16 protein-coding genes and 1 pseudogene are annotated in these 21,892 nt (G+C 65.5%); 9 read left to right on the top strand and 8 right to left on the bottom strand.

The window, feature by feature from the left end; translation table 11 throughout:
- On the top strand, positions 1-1,380 hold a 1,380-nt coding region (locus tag AC5Y5W_RS10410), incomplete at its 5' end, for a sugar porter family MFS transporter (RefSeq protein WP_500009365.1).
- Positions 1,381-1,388: 8 nt separating this feature from the next.
- Here the strand turns inward: AC5Y5W_RS10410 and AC5Y5W_RS10415 are convergent.
- Together AC5Y5W_RS10415 and AC5Y5W_RS10420 are read right to left on the bottom strand one after the other, a co-directional pair.
- Entirely contained in the window at positions 1,389-2,363 is a 975-nt protein-coding gene (locus AC5Y5W_RS10415) for a hypothetical protein (RefSeq protein WP_500009366.1), read from the bottom strand.
- 89 nt (positions 2,364-2,452) lie between these two features.
- The gene (locus tag AC5Y5W_RS10420) at positions 2,453-4,111 is read right to left on the bottom strand and encodes an acetolactate synthase large subunit (protein WP_500009555.1); all 1,659 of its coding nucleotides are present in this window, start codon (positions 4,109-4,111) and stop codon (positions 2,453-2,455) included.
- Between the two features lie 55 nt (positions 4,112-4,166).
- Here AC5Y5W_RS10420 and AC5Y5W_RS10425 point away from each other — a divergent pair, with 55 nt between their 5' ends.
- Entirely contained in the window at positions 4,167-5,540 is a 1,374-nt protein-coding gene (locus tag AC5Y5W_RS10425) for an NADP-dependent succinic semialdehyde dehydrogenase (RefSeq protein WP_500009367.1), read from the top strand.
- A gap of 33 nt (positions 5,541-5,573) precedes the next feature.
- Here the strand turns inward: AC5Y5W_RS10425 and AC5Y5W_RS10430 are convergent, their stop codons facing one another.
- Both AC5Y5W_RS10430 and AC5Y5W_RS10435 read right to left on the bottom strand, forming a co-directional pair.
- Entirely contained in the window at positions 5,574-6,512 is a 939-nt protein-coding gene (locus tag AC5Y5W_RS10430) for a R2-like ligand-binding oxidase (protein WP_500009368.1), read from the bottom strand.
- Positions 6,509-7,192 (bottom strand): TetR/AcrR family transcriptional regulator, encoded by a 684-nt coding sequence (locus tag AC5Y5W_RS10435; protein WP_500009369.1) that lies wholly within the window; start codon positions 7,190-7,192, stop codon positions 6,509-6,511. Before AC5Y5W_RS10435 ends, AC5Y5W_RS10430 begins: the two co-directional genes overlap by 4 nt.
- A gap of 314 nt (positions 7,193-7,506) precedes the next feature.
- Between AC5Y5W_RS10435 and AC5Y5W_RS10440 the strand changes: the two genes are divergently transcribed.
- The 3 genes and pseudogenes from AC5Y5W_RS10440 (at position 7,507) to AC5Y5W_RS10450 (ending at position 10,978) form a co-directional block, all read left to right on the top strand.
- The gene (locus tag AC5Y5W_RS10440) at positions 7,507-8,958 is read left to right on the top strand and encodes a cytochrome P450 (RefSeq protein WP_500009370.1); all 1,452 of its coding nucleotides are present in this window, start codon (positions 7,507-7,509) and stop codon (positions 8,956-8,958) included.
- Positions 8,952-9,043, top strand: a pseudogene (locus AC5Y5W_RS10445) (hypothetical protein); the annotation flags it as partial. The gene AC5Y5W_RS10440 and the pseudogene AC5Y5W_RS10445, both read left to right, overlap by 7 nt.
- Positions 9,044-9,565: 522 nt before the next feature.
- On the top strand, positions 9,566-10,978 hold the full coding sequence (locus tag AC5Y5W_RS10450; protein WP_500009371.1) for a cytochrome P450: 1,413 nt from the start codon (positions 9,566-9,568) through the stop codon (positions 10,976-10,978).
- Positions 10,979-11,190: 212 nt separating this feature from the next.
- Here AC5Y5W_RS10450 and AC5Y5W_RS10455 read toward each other — a convergent pair whose 3' ends face one another.
- The 3 genes from AC5Y5W_RS10455 to AC5Y5W_RS10465 form a co-directional block, all read right to left on the bottom strand.
- On the bottom strand, positions 11,191-13,377 hold the full coding sequence (locus AC5Y5W_RS10455; RefSeq protein ID WP_500009372.1) for a carbamoyltransferase C-terminal domain-containing protein: 2,187 nt from the start codon (positions 13,375-13,377) through the stop codon (positions 11,191-11,193).
- Positions 13,374-13,652, bottom strand: coding sequence for a hypothetical protein (locus AC5Y5W_RS10460; RefSeq protein ID WP_500009373.1), 279 nt, complete (start codon positions 13,650-13,652; stop codon positions 13,374-13,376). Before AC5Y5W_RS10460 ends, AC5Y5W_RS10455 begins: the two co-directional genes overlap by 4 nt.
- Before the next feature lie 482 nt (positions 13,653-14,134).
- On the bottom strand, positions 14,135-14,983 hold the full coding sequence (locus AC5Y5W_RS10465) for a DUF5996 family protein (RefSeq protein WP_500009374.1): 849 nt from the start codon (positions 14,981-14,983) through the stop codon (positions 14,135-14,137).
- Positions 14,984-15,104: 121 nt separating this feature from the next.
- Between AC5Y5W_RS10465 and AC5Y5W_RS10470 the strand changes: the two genes are divergently transcribed.
- Positions 15,105-16,085: a phosphotriesterase family protein gene (locus tag AC5Y5W_RS10470; RefSeq protein ID WP_500009375.1), complete on the top strand. Its 981-nt coding sequence runs from the start codon at positions 15,105-15,107 to the stop codon at positions 16,083-16,085.
- Entirely contained in the window at positions 16,082-17,560 is a 1,479-nt protein-coding gene (locus AC5Y5W_RS10475; RefSeq protein ID WP_500009376.1) for an AMP-binding protein, read from the top strand. The genes AC5Y5W_RS10470 and AC5Y5W_RS10475 overlap by 4 nt, the downstream gene beginning before the upstream one ends.
- Here AC5Y5W_RS10475 and AC5Y5W_RS10480 read toward each other — a convergent pair.
- Complete coding sequence (locus tag AC5Y5W_RS10480; protein ID WP_500009377.1) at positions 17,526-18,680, bottom strand: acyltransferase family protein; 1,155 nt, start codon at positions 18,678-18,680, stop codon at positions 17,526-17,528. The genes AC5Y5W_RS10475 and AC5Y5W_RS10480 overlap by 35 nt on opposite strands.
- 173 nt (positions 18,681-18,853) lie before the next feature.
- Here AC5Y5W_RS10480 and pgfA point away from each other — a divergent pair, with 173 nt between their 5' ends.
- Both pgfA and AC5Y5W_RS10490 read left to right on the top strand, forming a co-directional pair.
- Entirely contained in the window at positions 18,854-20,110 is a 1,257-nt protein-coding gene (pgfA, locus tag AC5Y5W_RS10485) for a cell envelope lipid trafficking protein PgfA (RefSeq protein ID WP_500009378.1), read from the top strand.
- An 8-nt stretch (positions 20,111-20,118) separates the two neighbouring features.
- Positions 20,119-21,855 (top strand): MmpA family trehalose lipid delivery protein, encoded by a 1,737-nt coding sequence (locus tag AC5Y5W_RS10490; RefSeq protein WP_500009379.1) that lies wholly within the window; start codon positions 20,119-20,121, stop codon positions 21,853-21,855.
- The last annotated feature ends 37 nt before the right edge of the window (positions 21,856-21,892 follow it).

Here is a 21,892-nt window from a genome sequence, read left to right on the forward strand (position 1 = left end):
CCCGTCCGGCCAAGCCTGCTGGTAGGCCTCACCGCGGTGAGTATCGGCCTGATTTCCGGCTATGACGTCTCCAGCGTGGGCGGAGCGTTGCTGTTCATCACCGATGAGTTCAATTTGACCGCAGGCCACCAGGAATTGGTGACGACAGCGCTGGCGATTGGTGACATGGCCGGAGCAATCGGTGCCGGTGCCCTCGCCAACGCGATCGGACGGCGAAAGTCGCTGATGCTAGTGGTCGCGACCTACGCCGGCTTTGCGGTGCTCGGTGCGGTATCGAGTTCGTTTTCGGTCCTCGTCGCGGCGCGACTGTTAGCAGGCTTGTCCATCGGAGCGTCGTATGTGGTGGTTCCGGTGTTTGTGGCTGAGTCAACGCCGGCCGGCGTGCGGGGTTCCTTGTTGGTCGCATATCAGGCTGCCAACGTAACCGGCATGGTCGTCGGCTATCTCGCCGCCTATCTGCTGGCTGGTACGCAAAGCTGGCGGTGGGCGCTCGGGTTGGCTGCCGTTCCGGCCGTGTCGGTGTTGGTGCTGTTGCGGCACGTGAACGACACCCCTCGGTGGTACATGGTCAAGGGCCGCATCGCCGACGCGCGGCGCGCCCTGCAACAGGCGGAGCCTTATGCAGACCTCGCCGCTGGCCTCGCCAGAATCAGCCGCGCACTCGGCGAAGAGAAAGCAGGTAGCGGCGCGCTCATTGAGATGGCGCGAGCACCGTATTTACGGGCGACCGTCTTCGTCATCACTCTCGGATTTCTGGTTCAGATCACTGGCATCAACGCGATCGTCTCGTACAGCCCGCGCCTCTTCGAGGCGATGGGCATGCGCGGCAATTTCGCCCTGCTGGGTTTGCCCGCGCTCGTCCAAATCTTCGCCTTGGCTGCGGTATTCGTTTCGATGGTGCTCGTCGACCGGGTCGGCCGACGGCCGCTTCTGTTATCTGGAATCGCCATGATGATCGCTGCCAACCTCCTGCTGATCGGCTTTTTCGCACTGGGCGACGGCTCTAGCGGCGCGCTTGCGGTAGTCGGGTTTTTCGGCGTGCTGCTTTTCACGCTGGGCTTCAATGTCGGCTTTGGCCCGTTGGCATGTGTGTACGCCGGTGAGAGTTTGCCGTCGCGACTGCGGTCGATTGGATCGGCGGCGATGCACACCGCGAACCTTGGAGCCAACGCGATAGTCGTCGCCGTCTTCCTCACACTGTTGACTTCGCTCGGCGGCGCAGCCACGTTCGCTATCTTCGGCGTCCTGGCGCAATTGAGCTTCGTCTTCGTCTACCGGTTTGCTCCCGAGACCAAAGGCAGGCAACTGGAGGACATCCGGCATTTGTGGGCCAACCGCGGCGAAAGCTTTGCTGCCCTCAGGGCGGTCGACGCGGCGTGACCGTTCGGTTACGGTGCGGCTTCCAGCTTCTCGACCTGAGCGTTGAACAGCTTCACCACATTGCTCGCCGCGTCGGGGTCGATCGAGGCGCCGCCCGTCGACCGGGGATTGAGCGCGTTGTAGGCAGCGACGACGAATACGCCACGGTAATAGCCCGTGATTGTGGCGGCCGCCATCGTCATGGTGCCGGGGATGCGGGCGGTAGACGCGGTGGAGCTTTTCATCACCACGCCGACCGCCCAGGGCGGCACGCCCGACGCGTCAAGAGGGTCGACCTGGGTCTCCAGAGTGATGGTGTGCCCCGGTGCCTCGAACGAGGCCGTAAACGTCCGGCATTTCTGCAGAAAATCCTTCAAACTCAGCCTGTCCGGAGTGATGGCCAGGTGCACTTCCACCATGCGCATACCGTTGGGCCCCGCACCGGCGAGCGTCGCGGCCGCGGCTTGGGTGGCTGATTGCGGGTTGCCATACAAGTTCGCACATTCCCGGGGGTTGATCGTCAGATCCGACGGGCCGTGCCGCTTCGGCCCGGTGTCGCTGAGGCCGCTGCGCCAGGTAGTCGGACCCCCGGGATCGGGGAACGCCGATTTCCCGACCAGAAGACCTTGGGTCAGTTGCGTGATATCGGACTTCTTGGACGGTTTCTCACCACCGGCGGAGGTTGCTCCGCCGCCCGGGCCAAAAACCACTACCGCAACAACAACCGCGATGGCCACCACAGCGACCGCGGCCACCGACGCCCAGAGCGCAATGCGCGCTTTGGGCCTGGCCGCCGGCGGGGGCGGCCATTGCGGCGGGTACATGGGCGGGAATTGGGCTGGATAGTCAACAGCGAACTGCGACGGATACTGCGGCGCCGCATCGTCGACCCACAACGGCCAGCCGGACGGTGGTGGCGGCAACGACGGATCCGGAACCCAGTTGCTGTCCGGCGCCCAGCCTGGCGGAACCGGCGGCCAGTTGGGTGGCGGGTTGAAGCGCATCTGGTCTTTCCCCTGTCGGCGTATTGAGGCTGGCTTGGCCGGAGCCTACGCCCGGCCACGTGCATTACGGGCGAAGCTAAGTCGCTCCGTCACAGCGTGGTGTCCAGTTGGCCGAGCCGGTCGGTCAACCGCAGGTTCTCCGAGTAGTCGACGGGACAAGAAATCAGCGACACACCGTCGCTGTCGAGCGCGGTTTTCAGCGTCGGCAACAACTCGTCGGCACTGTTGACGCGATAGCCCTTTGCACCGAAGCTTTCCGCGTAGCTGACCACATCGGGGTTGCCGAACTTGACGTAGTAGTGGTCGCCGAGTTCGAGGTCCATCTTCCATTCGATGAGCCCGTAGCCGCCGTCGTCCCAGATCAGCACAACCAGCGGTATCCGCTCCCGCACGGCGGTCTCGATTTCCTGAGAGTTCATCAGGAAGGCGCCGTCGCCGACGACGGCCAATACTTTGGACTCCGGCCGCGCCAGCTTGACTCCGAGAGCTCCGGGCAAGGCAAAAGACATGGTGGACAAGCCATTCGAAATCAGACAGGTATTGCGCTGGTAAGTCGGATACAGGCGGGCCATCCACATCTTGGTGGCGCCGGTGTCGACCAGCACGATGTCGCTGCGGCCCAGCGCGGCGCGGGTGTCGGCGACCACCCGCTGCGGTGCCATTGGATACCTCGAATCCTGTTGTCCGCGAGCGAATTCCTCCGTCAACAGGTGGCATCCCGGCGTCGTGGCGTCGGTGTCGAAGCGCTGCCCGGCCAATGCGTCGGTCAGTGCGTTCACCGAGTCGCTGATGTCCCCGATGATGCCGACGTCGACCGAATAGTGCACGTCGACCTCGGCGGGGAAGCGATGCACATGGATGATTCTCTTGTCGGCCGTGGGGTTGATCTTGGTGGGATCGAACTCCTGCAGCTCGTAGCCGACCGCGATGACGACGTCGGCGTTGTCGAAGCCGAAGTTGACGTAGTCATGGGCCATGAAGCCCATCGTTCCGATGCTGTTGGGGTGGTCGTCGGGCATCACGCCCTTGCCGTGGAAGGTGTTGGCGACCGGGATGGCCAGCTCCTCGGAGAACCGGACCAGCGCGGCCGTCGCGTCGTTGCGGGCAGCGCCGTGGCCGGCCAGCACCACCGGCCGCTGCGCGCTGCGCAGGATCTCGACCGCCCGCTCGACTTGACCGACGGCCGGCGCGTCGGCGCGCACCACGTTGCGCGGCAGCGGCGCCAAGTCGTAGTCGGTCTCGTCGACATCGATGTGCTCGGGCACCGCCAGGTAGACCGCGGCCGGGCGCTCGGTTTGGGCCACTTTGAACGCCTTGCGAAACATCTCCGGTATTGCGCGCGCAGTGGGAACGGCGTCGGCCCAGCGGGTGATCGGCCGGTACATCGACACCAGGTCGACGTACTGGTGCGACTCTTTGTACTGGCGGTCTTGGCCGACTTGGGCCGAAATCGCGACCAGCGGCGTGCTGTTGGTGGTGGCGTCGGCCACCCCGAGCTGCATGTTGATCGCGCCGGGGCCCAGCGTGGCGGACACCACGGCCGCCCGGCCGGTGACCCGGCCGTACATCTCGGCCATGAATGCCGCCGCCTGCTCGTGGCGGGTGAGCACATAGCGGATGTCGGATCCGGCCAGAGCTCGGACGAACCGGATGTTCTCCTCGCCGGGCAGCCCGAAGACCACCGACACACCCTCGTTTTCCAGGCACTTCACCATCAACTCAGCGGCTGTACTCACAGTCGCCACCATAGTGGCAGGCTGGATGTCGAACATCCCGCCAGACCAGCCAGCAGAGGAAGTCAGCGTGTCCATCGCCACGATCAACCCGGCCACCGGAGAGACTGTCAAAACCTTCACGCCCGCCACCGCTGAGGAGATCGACGCCGCGATCGCCCGCGCCCATGACCGCTTTGTCGACTATCGGCGCACCAGCTACGCGCAGCGCGTCGAGTGGACCAACGCGACCGCCGATTTGCTGGAGGCCGAGGTCGATGAGGTCGCAGCGATGATGACCCTGGAGATGGGTAAGACGCTGGCGTCGGCGAAGGCTGAAGTACTCAAGTGCGCCAAGGGCTTTCGGTTCTACGCTGAGCATGCCGAGCGGTTTTTGGCCGACGAGCCGGCCGACGCCGCCGCGGTGGATGCGGCCCAGGCTTACACGCGGTATCAGCCACTTGGGGTGGTGCTGGCGGTAATGCCGTGGAACTTTCCGCTGTGGCAGGCCGTGCGGTTCGCAGCGCCCGCGTTGATGGCCGGCAACGTCGGCATCCTCAAGCACGCCTCCAACGTGCCGCAAACCGCGCTCTACCTCTCCGACGTGATCGCCCGCGGCGGGTTCCCGGATGGCTGTTTCCAGACGTTGCTCGTCCCCTCGAGCGCGGTGGAAGACATTCTGCGCGACCCGCGGGTCGCGGCGGCCACCCTGACCGGCAGTGAGCCGGCCGGCCAGTCGGTTGCCGCCATCGCCGGCGACGAGATCAAGCCCACGGTGCTGGAGCTCGGCGGCAGCGACCCGTTCATCGTGATGCCGTCGGCCGATCTCGATGCGGCGGTCAGCACCGCGGTCACCGCTCGGGTGCAGAACAACGGCCAATCCTGCATCGCCGCGAAACGCTTCATCGCGCACGCCGACATCTATGACGAGTTCGTGGACAAGTTCGTCGAAAAGATGGCCGCGCTGCGCGTGGGTGACCCGACCGACCCGGACACCGACGTCGGTCCGCTGGCCACCGAGTCCGGCCGCGCTGACGTCGAAAAACTCGTCGACGAGGCGGCCGCGGCCGGTGCGGTGATCCGGTGCGGCGGGAAGCGGGTCGACGGGCCCGGCTGGTTCTATCCGCCGACGGTGATCACCGACATCAGCCGCGACATGCCGCTCTTCTCCGAGGAGGTGTTCGGGCCGGTGGCGTCGGTGTATCGCGCCGCGGATATCGACGAGGCGATCGAGATCGCCAACGCCACTACCTTCGGGCTGGGGTCCAACGCCTGGACCAGTGACGAGGCCGAGCAGCAGCGTTTCATCGACGACATCGAAGCCGGCCAGGTCTTCATCAACGGGATGACGGTGTCCTATCCCGAGCTGCCGTTCGGCGGTGTCAAGCGTTCCGGCTACGGGCGCGAACTCGCGGGCATGGGCATCCGCGAATTCTGCAACGCCAAAAACGTGTGGGTCGGGTAGTTAGCGCCTGCGGGCCGCGCCTTGCTCGCGCCATCAGACCGCCGCGAGAGCCTTCCTGTCCTCGTCGGCGAAGCTGTCCTCCAGGTCCACCGGCGAGTAGTCCAAGTCGATTTCTTCGACGGGCCGGCCACGGGCGCTGCTGATGGTGCCGAACCGTCGCATCCCCTTGTCGCTGGCGTAGGCCACGAACTCCGCTGGATTCAGCCCAAAGGGCACGTCGTCGCCGTAGATCGCAAACCCCTCTTCGGTGAGACGTAATGCCAGCGGCATGAGCTCGTTCATCCGCGTTTCGAACACTGTCCAGTTGGCGTCGTCGGCGGCGACGTGGCGCCGGCAGGTGAAGGTGCCCCATGCCATGTGGCGTCGCTCGTCGTCGCCGATGTGCCGGATCAGTGCCTGCATGCCGGGCAGGATGTCACGCTCCACGCAGATCTTGTGCCAAGCGTGGTAGCCGGTCAGCGCCAGCATGCCCTCGACGATGTGGTTGTACGTCACCGAGGCCCGCACCTGGGCCGCCGGTGAGGGATCGCTCGAGAGCGTGGCCAGCGATGCGGGCAGTTCCTGGTTGAACATCTGCACATACGCCGGGAGTTCGTCGAGGAAACTGTGCAGGTCGTCGTCGATGCCGACGGCGTCAAGCCACATGCGGAACACCTGGGTGTGTTTGGCTTCCTCGAACGCGAACTGGGTCAGGTACATCTCGTCGCCCAACCGGCCTTCGCTGCGCATTGCGGCCATGAACGGCTGGATGTCTTGGGTGACCGCTTCCTCGCCCGCGATGAACTGGGCGCACAGTCGGGTGGCTTGATCGCGCTCCCGGTCGGTCAACGCTTCCCAATCGGCGCGGTCGCGAGAGAAGTCGATGTCGGCGGGGTTCCAGAACTTTGCGTTGCCGCCGGTAAAAAGCTTGAGCGGCAGGCTGTTCCAGTTGAGCCCGCCCGCACCGAGCGAGCCGTAGCGTGTCCGTGTCATGCGTTGACCTCCTTCAGACCATTCCGGTGGGCTTGCGGCAGCGCGGAGAATGCGGCCGCCAACACGGCGACGAGCCGGCGCACCGCGAGGGCGGGCTGTTCGGGTGTGGGTTCGTCGAGCCCGAGGATCGGATCCATCCCCCGCACATAGGGGGCCAGCGCCAGATGCGGAAAGATCAGCAGCAGCAGCGACAACAACACTTCGGTATCGGAATCGCGACGCAGATCGCCCCGGGCATGCGCATCGCGCACTAACGGCCTCAGCACCTCCAGGTAGTGGCGGTGGATCACGGATCGCACGCTGATGCGGGCGTCGGTGTCGACCTCCAAGCTCGCTGCGGCATGCAGCGAACGCTCGCGGGGGTGATCGGCGAAATACCGGACCCAGTCGTCGAGCAGATCGGTGAGGAAGTCGAAAAATGGTCTGCTGGCATCCAATTCGCGGATGCGATCCTCCATGTAGGCACGCACCCGCTGGCTGCCGACGTCCGCGATGAACGCATAGAGGTCGCGCTTGTCGGCGAAGTACTGGAACAAACTGCCTTTGGCCACCCCGGCGCGCCGGGCGATGACGTTGAGGCTGCCGCGGGAGAACCCGTGCGCGCCGAACTCAGCTTCGGCGGCTTCTATCACCGCGGCCCGGCGAGCCGGGTCGACGCGGGCCCACGTCACCGTCGGCATCGGTCTCCTCACGTCGATGACCACTGGTCATTCTACTGTGAGGCGCGTCACTCCTCAAGGCTTTTCGCTAGAACGGCGCACCGACTGGCGCACCATTCACCGCGGCAGCTGCCGCCATGTTCTGGGTCTGTCCCGCGCGCGCACGGGAGCGTTGCGACTCATGCGGCTCAGTAGTGCCAGCACCGAAACCGCGTGAAATTGCAGTAGGGCGCTACTGGGCTCGCCGTAGCCAACGCAAGCGACGATTTCCATCACGGAACTCGGAGCCCGGCGTGGCGGCCATGTTCCGCGGTGACATCGATGGAGGCACCACGATGGGTAGCGCAACGTACATCGATCGGGTCGGCCGCACCGATTCGCGTCCTCGGGCGGCCCCGGCCAAACGGCTGAGCACCTGGACGATGACCCGCGAGGCCCTCACCGTCGGATTCCACGCCGGCGACGGTTTCCTGGGCCGGACGCGAGGCAGCGATATCACCCGATTTCGTTGCGCTGGACGATGTTTCGTATCCATCAGTCACCCTGACTATGTGCATCACGTGCTGCACGAGGCCCGGCTCAAATACGTCAAGTCAAATGAATATGAGTCCCTCCGAGCCGGCGCGATCACTAATCTGTTCACCGAGGAGGGCGATTCCTGGGCCGCCCACCGCGGGGTGCTGAACCCTACCTTCGCCCGGCGCCACCTCAACGACATCGTCGACCTGATGATCGACCCGATCAGCGACGTCGCCGACGCGCTGCCAACGGGCGCCCAGTTCGACATGCACGAGGCGATGGTCGAGGCAACCCTGCGGTTGGTCGCCAATTCCCTGTTCAGCCACGACTTCGGGCCGTTGGTCCATGCCATGCATGACCTGGCGGCCCGGGGGTATCAGCATGCGGAGCGGCAGCAGCGACTTGGGCTGTGGGGCCTCATGCCGCGTCCGGTCTACGCCGTGCTGCGCTGGTTAATCTTCTCTGGGCTACGCCTGCCGCCACCGTTGGGCGACCTGCAGGACGTCGTGCTGACCCTCTACCGCGCCGCCAACACGCTGATCGATCAGCGATTGGAGCACCCGACCGACTCCGCTGACCTGCTCAACGTGTTGCTGCGCGCCGACGGCGGAACGTGGCCGCGCCGGCGGATCTGCGACGACGTCCTGACGTTCATGATCGCCGGTCACGAAACGACTGCGAATGCCATGTCCTGGTTCTGGTATCTGATGGCCCTGCATACCGAGGCCCGCGAGCGGATGCTCGCAGAGGTCGACGATGTGCTGGGCACCCGCCGCCCGGGCGCCGGCGACCTGGGCAGACTGCCGTGGACGACCGCGTGCCTGCAGGAATCGCAGCGCTACTTTTCTGCGGTGTGGCTCATCGCGCGGCGGGCCATCGAGGACGACGTCATCGGCGGGCATCGCATTCGGCGTGGCACCACCGTTGTCATCCCGATCCACCACATTCACCACGACCCGCGCTGGTGGCCGGACCCGGAAACCTTCGATCCCAGCAGGTTCTTGCAGGGAGCCAAGGACCGTCCCCGCTCGGCATATCTGCCGTTCGGCGGTGGTCGACGCAGCTGCATCGGGCAGAGCTTCGCGTTAATGGAGATGGTTCTGATTGCGGCAATCATGAGTCAGCGCTTCACCTTTGACCTACCTTTCGCGCTAGCGTCCGAGCACCCCGTCGAACTCGAGGCGACGATGATGCGGAGGCCCAAGAACGGAGTGCACCTGATCGCGCGCTGTCGCACCGGAGGACCGCACCCGATTAGGACGTGCTGATCGAAGCCGGCGAGGGTGGGGCGGCACTTGGCACCGGAACACCTATCCCGGTATCGCCGTAAACATGCCGTCGTTCTTCAGCCAGTGTGGTTCTGTCCACGGCCGATCTGGGCCGCACCATCCCCTCGACCTGGGCCACTCGCCGCCACAAACAACCCGGCACCCTGCGACGCCTCCGCCGGATCATCCGGCCCTCACCGACAGTGACGACTGCACCTCAACTGAGGGTAGTTCCGGCAGCGTCAGCGACCTGAGCAATGGCTGTTCGTAGCGGTCAGTGCCCGCGAGCGTACAGCCGAGCAAGTCCCTGCCGAAATCCCCATAGTGCCCTCCCGTTCGCTCAATTGTTCACCACTCTGCAATGCCAAGACTGCCGCTATTGTGCCGCACTCCAACCGCCCTGGCGGTTGCCGCCGGCAGCTTCTGGGTCTGTCCCGAGCGTGGAAGGGGAACGTGTGGGACTCAGTGCCCCAACCGAAACCGTGCGAAATTGCAGTAGCGCGCTACCGAGCTCGTCGCAGTCAACGCAAGCGACGATTTCCATCACGGAGCCCGGCCGCCCGACGTGGCGGCCATATTCCGCCATGACATCGATGGAGGCACCTTGATGGACAGCGCAACATACATCGATCGGGTCGGCCGCACGGATTCGCGCCCCCGGGCGGCACCGGCCACACGGCTGAGTACCTGGACGATGACCCGCGAGGCCCTCACCGTCGGATTCCACGCCGGCGACGGTTTCCTGGGCCGGACGCGAGGCAGCGATATCGCCCGATTTCGTTGCGCTGGCAGACGGTTCGTATCCATCAGCCATCCTGACTACGTGGATCACGTGCTGCACGCGGCCCGACTCAAATACATCAAGTCGAACGAGTATGAGCCCATTCGAGCCGCGGCTAGCATCAATTTGTTCACCGACGAGGGGGACTTCTGGGCCGCCCATCGCGCGCTGCTGAACCCTACCTTCGCCCGGCGCCACCTCAACGGCATCGTTGACCTGATGATCGACCCGATCACCGGCGTCGCCGACGCGCTGCCAACGGGCGTCCAATTCGACATGCACGAGGCGATGGTCGAGGCATCCCTGCGGTTGGTCGCCAATTCCCTGTTCAGCCACGACTTCGGGCCGTTGGTCCAGATCATGGACGACCTGGCGACCCGCGGGCATCGGAAGGCGGAGCGGCTGCAACGACTCGGACTGTGGGGCCTCATGCCGCGTCTGGTGTACGACACAGTGCACCGGCTAGCCTTCTCGGGCCTGCGCCTACCGCCGCCGTTGCGTGACATGCAGGTCATCACCCTGACGCTCGAGCGCGCGGTCAACGCGGTGATTGATGAGCGACTGGCGCACCCGATCGACTCCGCTGACCTGCTCAACGTGTTGCTGCACGCCGACCGCGGCACGTGGCCACGGCGGCGGATCCGCGACGACATCCTAACGTTCATGATCGCTGGTCACGAAACGACTGCGAATGCGATGTCCTGGTTCTGGTATCTGATGGCCCTGCATACCGAGGCCCGCGACCTGATGCTCGCCGAAATCGATGATGTGCTGGGCTCCCGCCGCCCGGGCGCCCACGACCTGGGCAGACTGCCGTGGACGACCGCGTGCCTGCAGGAATCGCAGCGCTACTTCTCCGGGGTGTGGGTCATCGCGCGACGGGCCATCGAGGACGACGTCATCGGCGGGCACCGCATTCGGCGCGGCACCACGGTCATCATCCCGATCCACCACATTCACCACGACCCGCGCTGGTGGCCGGACCCGGAAACCTTCGATCCTCACAGGTTCTTGCAGACCACCAAGGACCGTCCTCGCTCGGCATATCTGCCGTTCGGCGGCGGTCGACGCATCTGCATCGGGCAGAGCTTCGCGTTAATGGCGATGATCCTGATTGCAGCAATCATGTGTCAGCGCTTCACCTTTGAGCTTGCGTCCGATTCTCCCGTTGAGCTAGAGGCGTCGATGACGCGGCGGCCCAAGAACGGAGTGCACCTGATCGCGAGCAGCCGCTCATGAGAACCACATCCGATTACGACGCGCTGATCGTCATGCGCGGAACGCCGCGGCGCAACTGCGGAAAAGGAGACCCGCAGCACCACAGCACCTGAGCCGTGGCCATCGCCATGAACAGGACTGACATGATCCGTGGCGCAGCGATGACGATGGGGCCAACGCGTTGCCGCCCGGACATCACCGCAAGGTTGGTGTCGCCGTGCGCTCGATGCTCTTCAGTAGTTCGCGATCGACGGCGGACATTCAAACGCGTTCGCGCTGTTTGTCCACGCCGACAGCCACCCGGTAAACCGGCCGCTGTCGCGCTCGCCGTGGTGCCATGCCGCGTGCACGACGCCATCGTTTGCCACCAGCAGCACCACGTCGAGACCCTTGGCGCGGCGCAGCGTGTCGATCGCCTGAACCGGGGTCTGCGCGATCGGGCCGGCGACATTGAAGGAAGTATTGACCGACATTTCCACGCCGATGCGACGGCCGAGCGCCTTCAGGTAGGCGTAGGTGAGGGGATCGTCTTCATGGCGCACAATCTGGATCCGGCCGGTGCCGTCGGCGTGAATCACCGCCGGAATCTTGTCGCGGGCGAGCGGCTTCGCGTGCGCCGTGAAAACCATGTAGTTGTAGGCGTTGTAATCGGCGTCGGATGCGCCCGGATGCAGCTCGAAATATTCATGCGCCGCTTCCAGTGTCGCCATCGGCGCCAGCGGGCGGATCGCCTCGCGGTATTTGACGCGTTCGTTGAGCCGCTCACGCGTCTCGGGGTCGCAGGGGTTGGCGAAAATCGAGCGATGCCCCAGCGCGCGTGGTCCAGTCTCGGCCGGCCCCTGATACACCGCGATGACGGCGTTCTGCGCCACCATGAACGCCATCAGATCGGCGACGGCATCGCGACCCTGGGGTGTCGAGATGTCGCCGACCCGGCGCGAGGCAATATCGTCAGCCGCGAGCGCCGCCGCGATGTCATCACGTGACGGCGCGGTGCCGCAGTAAAACGCATGCGTCATCGCTGCGCCGCGCGGCGCACCGGCGATACGGGCGAACAGCCAGGCGGCGCCGATGGTGACGCCGGGGTCGCCGGGAGTCGGCGGCACCCACAGATGCAAGCGGGCTTTGCGCTGCTGCGCTGTCGCGAACCACGCCTCGTCGAAATGTTCGAGCAGCCGCATGTTGCCGACGGCGTTGAGCGCCACGCCGCCGGTCAGCACCACCCGGCTGGCGCCGGTCGTCCGCAGCAAATGATCGACGACATGGATCAAAGCGTCCTCGAACACCAGTTGCGTCGCCGCCGCCTTATCGAGGCGGTCCTTGGTGTCGGGCCGATGATCGATGTCCTCGACGCGCAACATCGCGTCGGGGTTCCAGAGCTGGTCGGCCGTCAACGGCTCGCCGAGGATCTCGATCAGCGGGGCCTTGTAAGGATTGTCAAGGACTTGGCAATACCAGTTGGCCATCGCGCGGTTGAGCTTGATCTCGCCACCGTCGCCGAAATGCAGGACCTCTTTCAGTCCCCGATAGTACGGATTGCTCGCGCGATCCATATCTCCCCAGGCCGCGGCGCCCATGTAGCGTCCCTCGCTGGAGAGGATGGTCCAGCCGCCCTGGGTCGCGGAGATCACGCCGTAGAAGGCGCCGAGTGAGTCGGACACGCTTGCATTGCAATACAGTTGACGCATCGCGCCATGCTCGGCGACGTACAGCGAGACCGATCCGCGGTCGCCGGTGCCGTCGAGCACCGCGATCGCGACCGGCTCCTGATCGTCGGCGAAGGGCGAGGCCGCGAACGAAAACCACGCGTGATTGTCATGGTGCGGCATGCAGATCAGCGGCACCGGTTTCTCTAATCCCAGTTGCCTGGCGAGAATTCTCGGTGTGCGCCAAATCTGGACCAAACGGCGCTTGTGTATGCCGGCGAAATTGGAAACACCGAGCAATCTGAGGCTGGCCGGCGCTTCTTCGACGACCGTACGCGTCAGCGTGGCGAAAAACGTCGGATAATCCCAGGTGGTGACAAAAGCGGCGATGTCGCCGACGTCGCGCCCCATGCTGCGCAGCGTCGCGACCATCGCGTCGAGCGATTGGCGCGGATATTCGGTGGTGTGCTTGTTTCCCGAAAAGCGTTCTTCTTCATTATTGACGATGATGCGCGGACCGTTCGACTGCGTCACCTCAACGAGCGCGACGCCGGTGTTGTGGGTCCCCGGTGCCGCAAGGCCCGTGAGATAGACCGTCTCGCCGCGATTCAATTTCTCCCGGATCGATGCGATCCGCTGATTGGCGACTTCCGACCCAAGGCCATGAAAACCTACGCGCGCCATCGACCGGGCGGCAATCCAGCGCACAAAATGAAAGCTTGCGGCGCCAAGTTTCGGGCGGCGCGGGCCAATTCTTATGTCCGGCCGGGTCAATTCGGATGCTTGGGATATTTTGCGTAAAACTGGTAGCACCCTTGTGAAATCCCGCACCCGGCGACGACTGAAATAGGAATCTGGCCGCAGTCGGTGACCCACAGCACCATCCCGGCAGCTGGTGGAATTGGTCGAAATACGATCGGCGCGAGTTCTGTCCGACACGTCGCCCAGGCCGTACCAACGGCGAGCGATGCGTTGGCTGCGACCTGATACTTGGTCTTGATACTTGGTCTTGCTTTGCCGACGTCGCGACATTGTTCGATCACCTCCATATGTCAGACATCCGGTACCAGTGGTTCGCCATTGAGCGCAGGTTAGGAGCAGCCCCTGCACTCTTGCGTCAGTGGTCAGGTACTGCAATTAGTCCCGCGTGTTGGCTGCCGCTACTGAACCGGCCGCGCTTCGACCCGTCGCTGGCCCCGCCCGGACACCAACTGCTCACCGTGTGCCCGCTAGCGCCGACGACCGTTAACGAATTGTCCAGTCCGCCAGCGGAATGGGAAGAAGCGAGCCTCGCTGCGATGCGCAAGATCGTGTCGGGACTCGACGGGCACGTGTTGTTCATCGATCGCACCACCACGAGCTGGATGGCGTACTGGATAGGTATCCGGCCCGGCCATCTCCACCGCCCAGACACCCGGTCGGGTCGGTGGTATGCGCCCCACCATTGTCACGCCAATCACCGGTCTAAACCTCGCCGGGACGGCGCCGGTGGCTGCGGTGTCGGGACGGAGTTGGCGGCGAGCTCCGGAAGTTAGCGCTGCAAGACGTCGGCGTCCGGGTCATTGGCGGTGCGTACCGCCTCGTACGGCAGGATGAATTCTCCGTGCTCCGCACTGAAGTGCGCGGCTTCCGGTGCTATCGGATAGTCGGTGAAGCCGTCCGGCTGCGGGTAAGCGTAGCTGTAGAAAGCACCCTCAGCGCCACCCCCGGGCCAAAAGCCGCAGCTGCTCAACTCGTGTGAATAGCCCTCTACCATCACCCAATCACCACAGTTTGGCGCGCCGCCAGGGTGTTTGGGGGCCGGTCGGCCGGAGAAACGGGTACATGCTAAATCCATAGCCCCCCAGAAGAAATGGACTGGACTGACTTTGCCGGCAAACCGCGCGCGGAACTGGCCGATGATTCGACTTGCCTGCACCAACTGTTGCCAGAACATCCGTGCGCTGTCCGGGTCGTAAGACGCGTGCTGATAGTCGTCGGCAAACGGGATAGCCGGCTCTACCTCGTTGGGGCGAGCGTCGATCCAGGTCGCGACCCCCAAACTGTCCAGCGCCGACATGGTTTCGCCGTAGAACTCGGCGACCGGTTTGGCGGTCATCGGCACCGAGCGTTGGCGGCCGTCGCTGTGCCGCATCATCAGAGCGTTGTCGATGAAATCGAACTCCAGCTCAAAAACCCCAGTTTGGTGGGGGATCGCGTGCGTGGTCAATCCACGCGGACTGACATATAGCGTCACCTGCCACCAATGGTTGACCATCAGCATGTGTGCCAGCCGGATCTTGCCGACGATCTGGGTCCACATCTGCAAGGTTTCGCGGGTGGGCGCCCAATCGTCGACCCGTAGCGATGGCCATCGATCGGTCCTGGTTTCGGCCGCCATGTCTGCTCCTCTCACACTGGGCTCGGTCATCGAGTACCCGACGCGGTGATGTCGCTACCCAGACGGCGTCTTAACCGGAATCTCGACGAACTTAGGGCGCCATCGCCCTAGCATCGGATGCGTGTCGCAACTGAATACCGCACGAGGATCGATCGATACTGCCGACCTCGGTGTCACGCTCATGCACGAACACGTGTTCGTCATGACCACCGAGATAGCGCTGAACTATCCCGAAGCCTGGGGTGACGAGGAACAGCGGGTGGCCGACGCCATCAGCCGGCTCAACGAGCTGAAAGCCCGCGGCGTGGACACCATCGTGGACCTGACCGTGATTGGGCTGGGCCGCTATATTCCGCGCATCGCACGGGTGGCCGCGGCGACCGAGTTGAACATCGTTGTCGCAACCGGGCTCTACACCTACAACGATGTCCCGTTTCGTTTCCACTACGAGGGCCCGGGCGGAATGCTGGACGGTCCGGAGATCATGACCGAGATGTTCGTCCGCGACATCGAGCAGGGCATCGCCGACACCGGCATCAAGGCCGGCATCCTGAAATGCGCCACCGACGAGCCGGGGATCACCCCGGGTGTGGAGCGGGTGCTGCGCGCCGTCGCCCAGGCACACAAGCGCACCGGGGTGCCGATCTCCACACACACCCATGCCGGGCTGCGCCGTGGGCTCGAGCAGCAACGCATCTTCGAAGAGGAGGGCGTCGACCTGAGCCGGGTGGTCATCGGGCACTCGGGCGACAGCACCGACGTCGGCTACCTCGAGGAGCTCATCTCCGCGGGCTCATACCTGGGCATGGACCGGTTCGGCATCGACGTGATCCTGCCCTTCGAGGAGCGCGTGGGCATCGTGGCGACCATGTGCGAGCGCGGCCACGCCGACAAGATGGTGCTTTCGCACGACGCCAACTGCTACTTCGACGCGCTGCCCGAAGCCCTGGTGCCACAGATGGCGCCGAATTGGCACTACCTGCACATCCACAACGACGTGATCCCCGCACTCAAGCAGCGCGGCGTCACCGACGAGCAGTTGCAGACCATGCTGGTCGACAATCCGCGCCGCATCTTCGAACGGCAGGGCGGCTACCAGTGACCCAGGCCGAGCCGGTCCCGCCGATCGGCACTCAGATCTCACAGCTGGCCCAGCAGGCTCCCGACGAGCCGGCCGTCACCTGCGACGGGCACACGATTACCCGCGCCGAACTCGACGCGTCGACCAACCGGCTGGCCCGCGCGTATGCCGAGCGCGGCGTCGGCCTCGGTGACTACGTGACGATCCTGCTGCCCAACTCGATCGAATGGATCCAGGCCACGGTGGCGTGCTGGAAGCTGGGCGCCGTGCCCCAACCGCTGTCCGCACGGTTGCCCGCCGCGGAGTTGCAGGGCCTGCTCGACTTGCGACCACCCGCCTTGCTGGTCGGCCGCGACCATTCAGACTTGTCAAGTGTGCCAGCAGGTTTCACACCGGACCCAACCCTGTCTGACGCCGCATTGCCCGAAGCGGTCTCGCCGGTGTGGAAAGCGATGGGCTCGGGTGGCAGCACCGGTCGGCCCAAACTCATCGAAGCCGGCAACGACAGCCGGATACCAGCCCTCATCGGCTATCCACTCGGCGCGCAAGAGGGCGATACCACGCTGGTAGCGATACCGCTGAGCCACAACACCGGCTTCACCACCGCGACGATCGCTTTGTTGATGCGCCATCACCTGGTGCTGATGAGCCGATTCGACCCGCAGGAATATCTCCGGCTGATTACCGATCACCGGGTGACGTTCCTGACCACCGTGCCCACCATCATGCAGCGGATGCTGCCGGTCTACCGCGCCGACCCGGACGCCTATGACCTGACGTCGATCCGGCGGTTCTGGCACTTGGGCGCACCGTGCCCGCCGGCGATCAAACAGGCCTGGATCGACATCCTGGGTCCCGAGGCGGTCTGGGAACTCTACGGCGGCACCGAACTTCAGGCGCTGACCTTCATCTCCGGCGACCAGTGGCTGACCCACCCCGGCTCCGTCGGAATCGTCGTGGCCGGCGAGATGAAAGTGCTCGACGACGACGGCCGGCCCTGCCCACCCGGCGTGGAAGGCGAGATCTACATGCGGCCCAGCCCCGGCAGCCCACCGACCTACCGCTACGTCGGCGTCGCCGCGAAATCTCGCGACGGCTGGGACTCGCTGGGCGATCTGGGCTATTTCGACGAGGACGGGTTTCTCTATCTCTCCGACCGTCGCGTCGACATGTTCACCGTCGGCGGGCGCAACGTCTACCCGGCCGAGATCGAGGGCGCGCTGTCGGAGAACCCGGATGTGTTGTCGTGCTTGGTGGTCGGCATACCGCATGAGGACCTGGGCCAGGTACCGCACGCCCTGGTACAGACGATCGCCGACTCGGCGCTCGACGAGGAAGGCGTGCGCACGTTCCTGGCCGAACGCATCGCGTCCTACAAAGTGCCGCGCAGCGTGGAACTGGTCGATACCCCCCTGCGCGACGACGCCGGCAAGGCTCGCCGCACGGCGGTGCGCGAGGCCGTCATGGCGCGATTGCGTCCTCTTGGCGCTGGCTGACCGCCTCCCGTCGACGGATTTCCCACTGCCGCAACGCTTCCCGGCACGGCGACTCGACCAATGCGTAACTCACCGCGGCGATCGCGATCGCAAAGATCAACGTCAGCACCAACACCAGCGGCATGTGGCCCCGGAACGAGAACTCGCCGATCACCGGGAACACCATGGTCAGCGCCGCCAAATGCCAGATGAATATCCCGTAGGACCAGCGCCCCAATGTCACCATGGGCGCGGCCGCCAGAACCCGGTGGTCGGTGTCGGGCCGGTCCAGCACCAACGGCGCGACCAGCGCCGCCGCCAGCAGCGCGCCCATCGCGGTCTTCACCGCGAATTGCCCGGCTGTGCTCGGCGTCAGCCCCGCGGGCCCGGCCAGCGGAGAGGCGGCCACCAGATACGCCGTCGCCGCGACGAGAGCCATCAGCACCCGACGCCGCGCCAACCTGTGCGGCAGCGCGGCCGGGCTGTAGACCCACTCCGCGAGCAGCATTCCGGCCGCGAACCAGGAGAAGAACGCCGGCGGCCAGTTCAACGGGTTGAGCCCGGATGGCGCGTGAAACGGAATCCACCCCCAGAACCAGCTGGCGATCGCCAGACCGCCGATCACCGGTACCCGGGCACGCACCGGCAACCGCCAAGCCAGCAGCGCAAGGATCGGCAACGCCAGATAAAAGGTGACCTCGACCGACAGACTCCACATCTGGGTCAGCCCGGCGGTCAGCGTCAACGGCACATACACCTGGGTGAGGGAGAGATTGGCCAGCCAGACGGTCAGGCTCGGATGGTCGGCGTCGGGCAGCAAGGTCAGGATCACCACCGCGGCCACCACGTACGCGGGCATGATGCGGACCACGCGCGATCGCAGATAGTGACCGGTCGATGGACGGGACCCCAGGCCCCGCGCCGCCGCGGCGTGCCCGCGCCACAGCAGAAATCCGGACAACGCGAAGAACACCGCCACCGCCAGGTCGAAGCGTCCGAACAGGCGGCCGTCGACCCCGCTGGAGTGCCCGGTCTGGAACGCCACATGGGTGACCACGACCCCGATGGCCGCACATGCCCGCATGCCCTCGACGGCGGGCAGGAACCGGCGCGTGCCGCCCACCACGTCGCGGTCGATCATCAGCACAGTCTGCCCTGAGGCAATGTGCAGCGAAGTGGGTACATCCAGAAAGGCGCCTCCAGAGCGCATAAGCCAGGACTTTAAATTGTGCTGTTAGGGTCAACTGGGTTTTGTGTCGCCAGCAGGCCGGGGCCGTGCGAAACCGAATCACTCCAGAAGGAGGTCACGGCAGCGTGAACCGAGCAGTCATGTTGCGGATCGCCGCGTGCGGACTCATGGGGCTCGGCGCCGCCCTGCTGATCGCCGCGCTGCTGTTGTGGACCTATACGGCCAGCCGGGTCAGCAAAATCCCGCTCGATCTCGACACCACCCTGGTCAGCGACGGCAGCGGCGCGGCACTCGACGCGGGGTCGTTGTCCAGCGAGCGCGTCGTCGTCGACCAGAATGTTCCGCTGGTGTCCCAGCAGCAGATCAGCGTGGAATCGCCGGCCAACGCCGATGTGGTCACCCTGCAGGTAGGCACGTCGGTTCGGCGCACCGACAAGCAGAAGGACAGCGGGCTGCTGCTGGCGATCGTCGACACCGTCACCATGAACCGCAAAACGGCCGAGGCCGTCTCCGACGAGACCCATCCGGGCGGCGCGGTGCAGAAGCCGCGTAGCGTCAAAGACGAAAATCCGCCCACCAACATCGCGCTCCCGCATGACGGGTTGTCCTACCGGTTCCCGTTTAACACCGAAAAGCAGACCTACCCCTTCTTCGATCCGATCGCGCAGAAGGCGTTCGACGCCAACTACTCCGGTGAGGAAGACGTCAACGGGCTGACCACCTACCGGTTCACCCAGAACGTCGGCTACGACGCCGACGGCAAGTTGGTCGATCCGGTCAAGTACCCCTCGCTCTACGCCCACGACGAGGACAGCAAGGCTGCCGAAACCGCCGGCAGGTGGGGAATTGAAGGCGACCCGGACGAGAAGGTCAGCATGACCCGCTACTACGCGGCGCAGCGCACCTTCTGGGTGGACCCCGAGTCGGGCATAATCGTCAAGGAAAAAGAACACGCCAATCACTATTTCGCCCGCGACCCGCTGAACGCGGAAAAGGTAGTGGTGGCCGACTACACGGTCACCTCCACCGAAGAGACGATCGAGGCGCAGGTCAACGCCGCTCGCAACGAGCGCGATCGGCTCGCCTTGTGGTCACGCGTGCTGCCGATCACCTTCACCGCGACCGGCTTGGTCGCACTGATCGGCGGGGTGCTGCTGGGCATGTTCAGCCTGCGGACCGAGGCGGCGTTGCTCGACCCCGGCCTGGACACCGCCGACCACGGTTTCTTCGGCCGTGGCGGACCGCCACGCGAACCGGTGCCGGGCGCCGAGGCCGAGACCGAGAAGCTGCCCACGCCGCCCCCTGACTTGCAGGGAGGCACCGGCCCGCCTAATCCGCCCGGCTCGGGCCCGCCCCCCGCAGGTCCGCCCGACCGCCCCTGATCGCTCGAGTGGCCGGGACAGGCCGCTGGGTCCTACGGTGGTCCCGCCCCGGATACGCACTGGCGCTGGCGCTGCTGGTGACCGCGCCGCTGCTGTCCCCCGGTTATCTGCTGCTGCGTGATGCGGTCACCACTCCGCGGTCCTATCTGACCGACAGTGCGCTCGGCCTGATGTCCGCGCCGCGGGCGGTGCCGCAAGATTTCGCGGTGGCACTGGCCGCACGCGGCATCGATGGCGGCGTCGTGGTGAAGGCGCTGCTTATCGCCGCGCTGTGGCTGGCAGGTTGGGGCGCTGCCCAACTGGTCGCGACCGTAACGCCGGAGGCCGGGGCGAGCGGCCAGTTCGTCGCAATCACGCTGGCGATCTGGAATCCCTATGTCGCGGAACGGTTATTGCAGGGCCATTGGAGCCTGCTGGTCGGCTACGGCTGCCTGCCCTGGGTGGCGACGACGACGCTAATGCTGCGGTCGGAGGCTCCGCCGGCCCGGTCGCGATATTTCGCGCTGGCGTGGTGGATCGCGTTGGCCGGGTTGACGCCGACCGGGTTGATGCTGGCAGCGACGGTGGCGCTGGTCTGTGCGGCAGCGCCGGGTGCCGGGCGTCCGCGTTGGCTGTGTGCCGCTATCACGCTGGCCGCTGCCGTGGTGGCAGCGCTGCCGTGGTTGACGGCCTCGGCGCTGAGCTCCACGCTGCCCGCACAACAGGATTCGGCGATCAGCGCGTTCGCGGCGCGCGCCGAACCCGGGCTGGGGACACTCGGCAGCCTGGCCGGCCTGGGCGGAATCTGGAATGCCGAAGCAGTACCGGATTCCCGCACAACGCTTTTCGCGGTGCTGGGCACCGCGGTGTTACTCGGCGTGGTTGTCACCGGGCTACCGGTCTTGCGGCAACACCGGGCGGCGCTGCCGCTGATCGTCGTGGCAGCGGTGGCGGTGCTGGTGCCCGCGGGCCTGGCCACTGGTCCGGGGCTGGCCGTGCTGCGCGCCGTGGTCGATGCCGCGCCCGGGCTTGGTGTCGTGCGCGACGGGCAGAAATGGGTGGCGCTGGCGATGCCCGGGTACGCGCTGGCCGGCGCGGGTGCGGTGCAGACATTACGGCGGTGGCTGCACCCGGCGGTGACAGCGCTGATCTGCTGCGCGGCACTGCTATTGGCGCTACCCGACCTGGCTTGGGGCGGCTGGGGCAAGGTCGAACCGGTGCATTACCCGCCAGGGTGGCGTGCGGTGGCCGCAGCGATCAACGCCGACGCCGGACCGGTGGCGGTGTTGCCGGCCGGCACCATGCGCCGCTTCGCCTGGTCGGGTCCGCAACCGGTGCTGGATCCACTGCCGCGCTGGTTGCGAGCCGACGTGCTGACCACCGGTGACCTGACCATTTCCGGGGTTGCCGTTCCTGGCGAAGGCCGCCGGGCCCGGGCCGTCGAGCAGCTACTGCTGTCGGGAGCCGAGCGCGATGCGCTGGCCCGAGCGGGCGTGCGGTGGCTGGTTGTCGAAGGCCGAACTCCCGGCGAACTAGGCGCGGCGGCAGGGGTTTTCGAACAACTGCCTACCGTCTACCGGGACGGCGACCTGGCGTTGTACAGCGTCGGCGGCGACGCTCCCGGCGCCTCCACGGGCCGCCGGTCAGCCGTGCTGATCGCGCATCTGGCGTGGCTGGCGATGCTGGGTGTCGGAGCCGTCGGTATGGCGGCTGCGGGATGGCGTCGGTGGGTCGGTCGGACCGCGCGGCCCGACAGAGGCGACTGAGGAACGTTTTGCTTCTATGTGGTTGCGGGGGCCCGCG

The sequence above is a fragment of the Mycobacterium sp. NGS51 genome (assembly GCF_059812525.1).

What these genes read in the sequence shown, in the direction of transcription:
- AC5Y5W_RS10440 (WP_500009370.1), top strand. Translation starts at nt 7,507, where the DNA reads ATGGGTAGCGCAACGTACATCGATCGGGTCGGCCGCACCGATTCGCGT.
- AC5Y5W_RS10435 (WP_500009369.1), bottom strand. Translation starts at nt 7,192, where the DNA reads ATGCCGACGGTGACGTGGGCCCGCGTCGACCCGGCTCGCCGGGCCGCG.
- AC5Y5W_RS10450 (WP_500009371.1), top strand. Translation starts at nt 9,566, where the DNA reads ATGGACAGCGCAACATACATCGATCGGGTCGGCCGCACGGATTCGCGC.
- AC5Y5W_RS10430 (WP_500009368.1), bottom strand. Translation starts at nt 6,512, where the DNA reads ATGACACGGACACGCTACGGCTCGCTCGGTGCGGGCGGGCTCAACTGG.
- AC5Y5W_RS10480 (WP_500009377.1), bottom strand. Translation starts at nt 18,680, where the DNA reads ATGATCGACCGCGACGTGGTGGGCGGCACGCGCCGGTTCCTGCCCGCC.
- AC5Y5W_RS10415 (WP_500009366.1), bottom strand. Translation starts at nt 2,363, where the DNA reads ATGCGCTTCAACCCGCCACCCAACTGGCCGCCGGTTCCGCCAGGCTGG.
- AC5Y5W_RS10420 (WP_500009555.1), bottom strand. Translation starts at nt 4,111, where the DNA reads ATGGTGGCGACTGTGAGTACAGCCGCTGAGTTGATGGTGAAGTGCCTG.
- AC5Y5W_RS10465 (WP_500009374.1), bottom strand. Translation starts at nt 14,983, where the DNA reads ATGGCGGCCGAAACCAGGACCGATCGATGGCCATCGCTACGGGTCGAC.
- AC5Y5W_RS10460 (WP_500009373.1), bottom strand. Translation starts at nt 13,652, where the DNA reads ATGGAGGTGATCGAACAATGTCGCGACGTCGGCAAAGCAAGACCAAGT.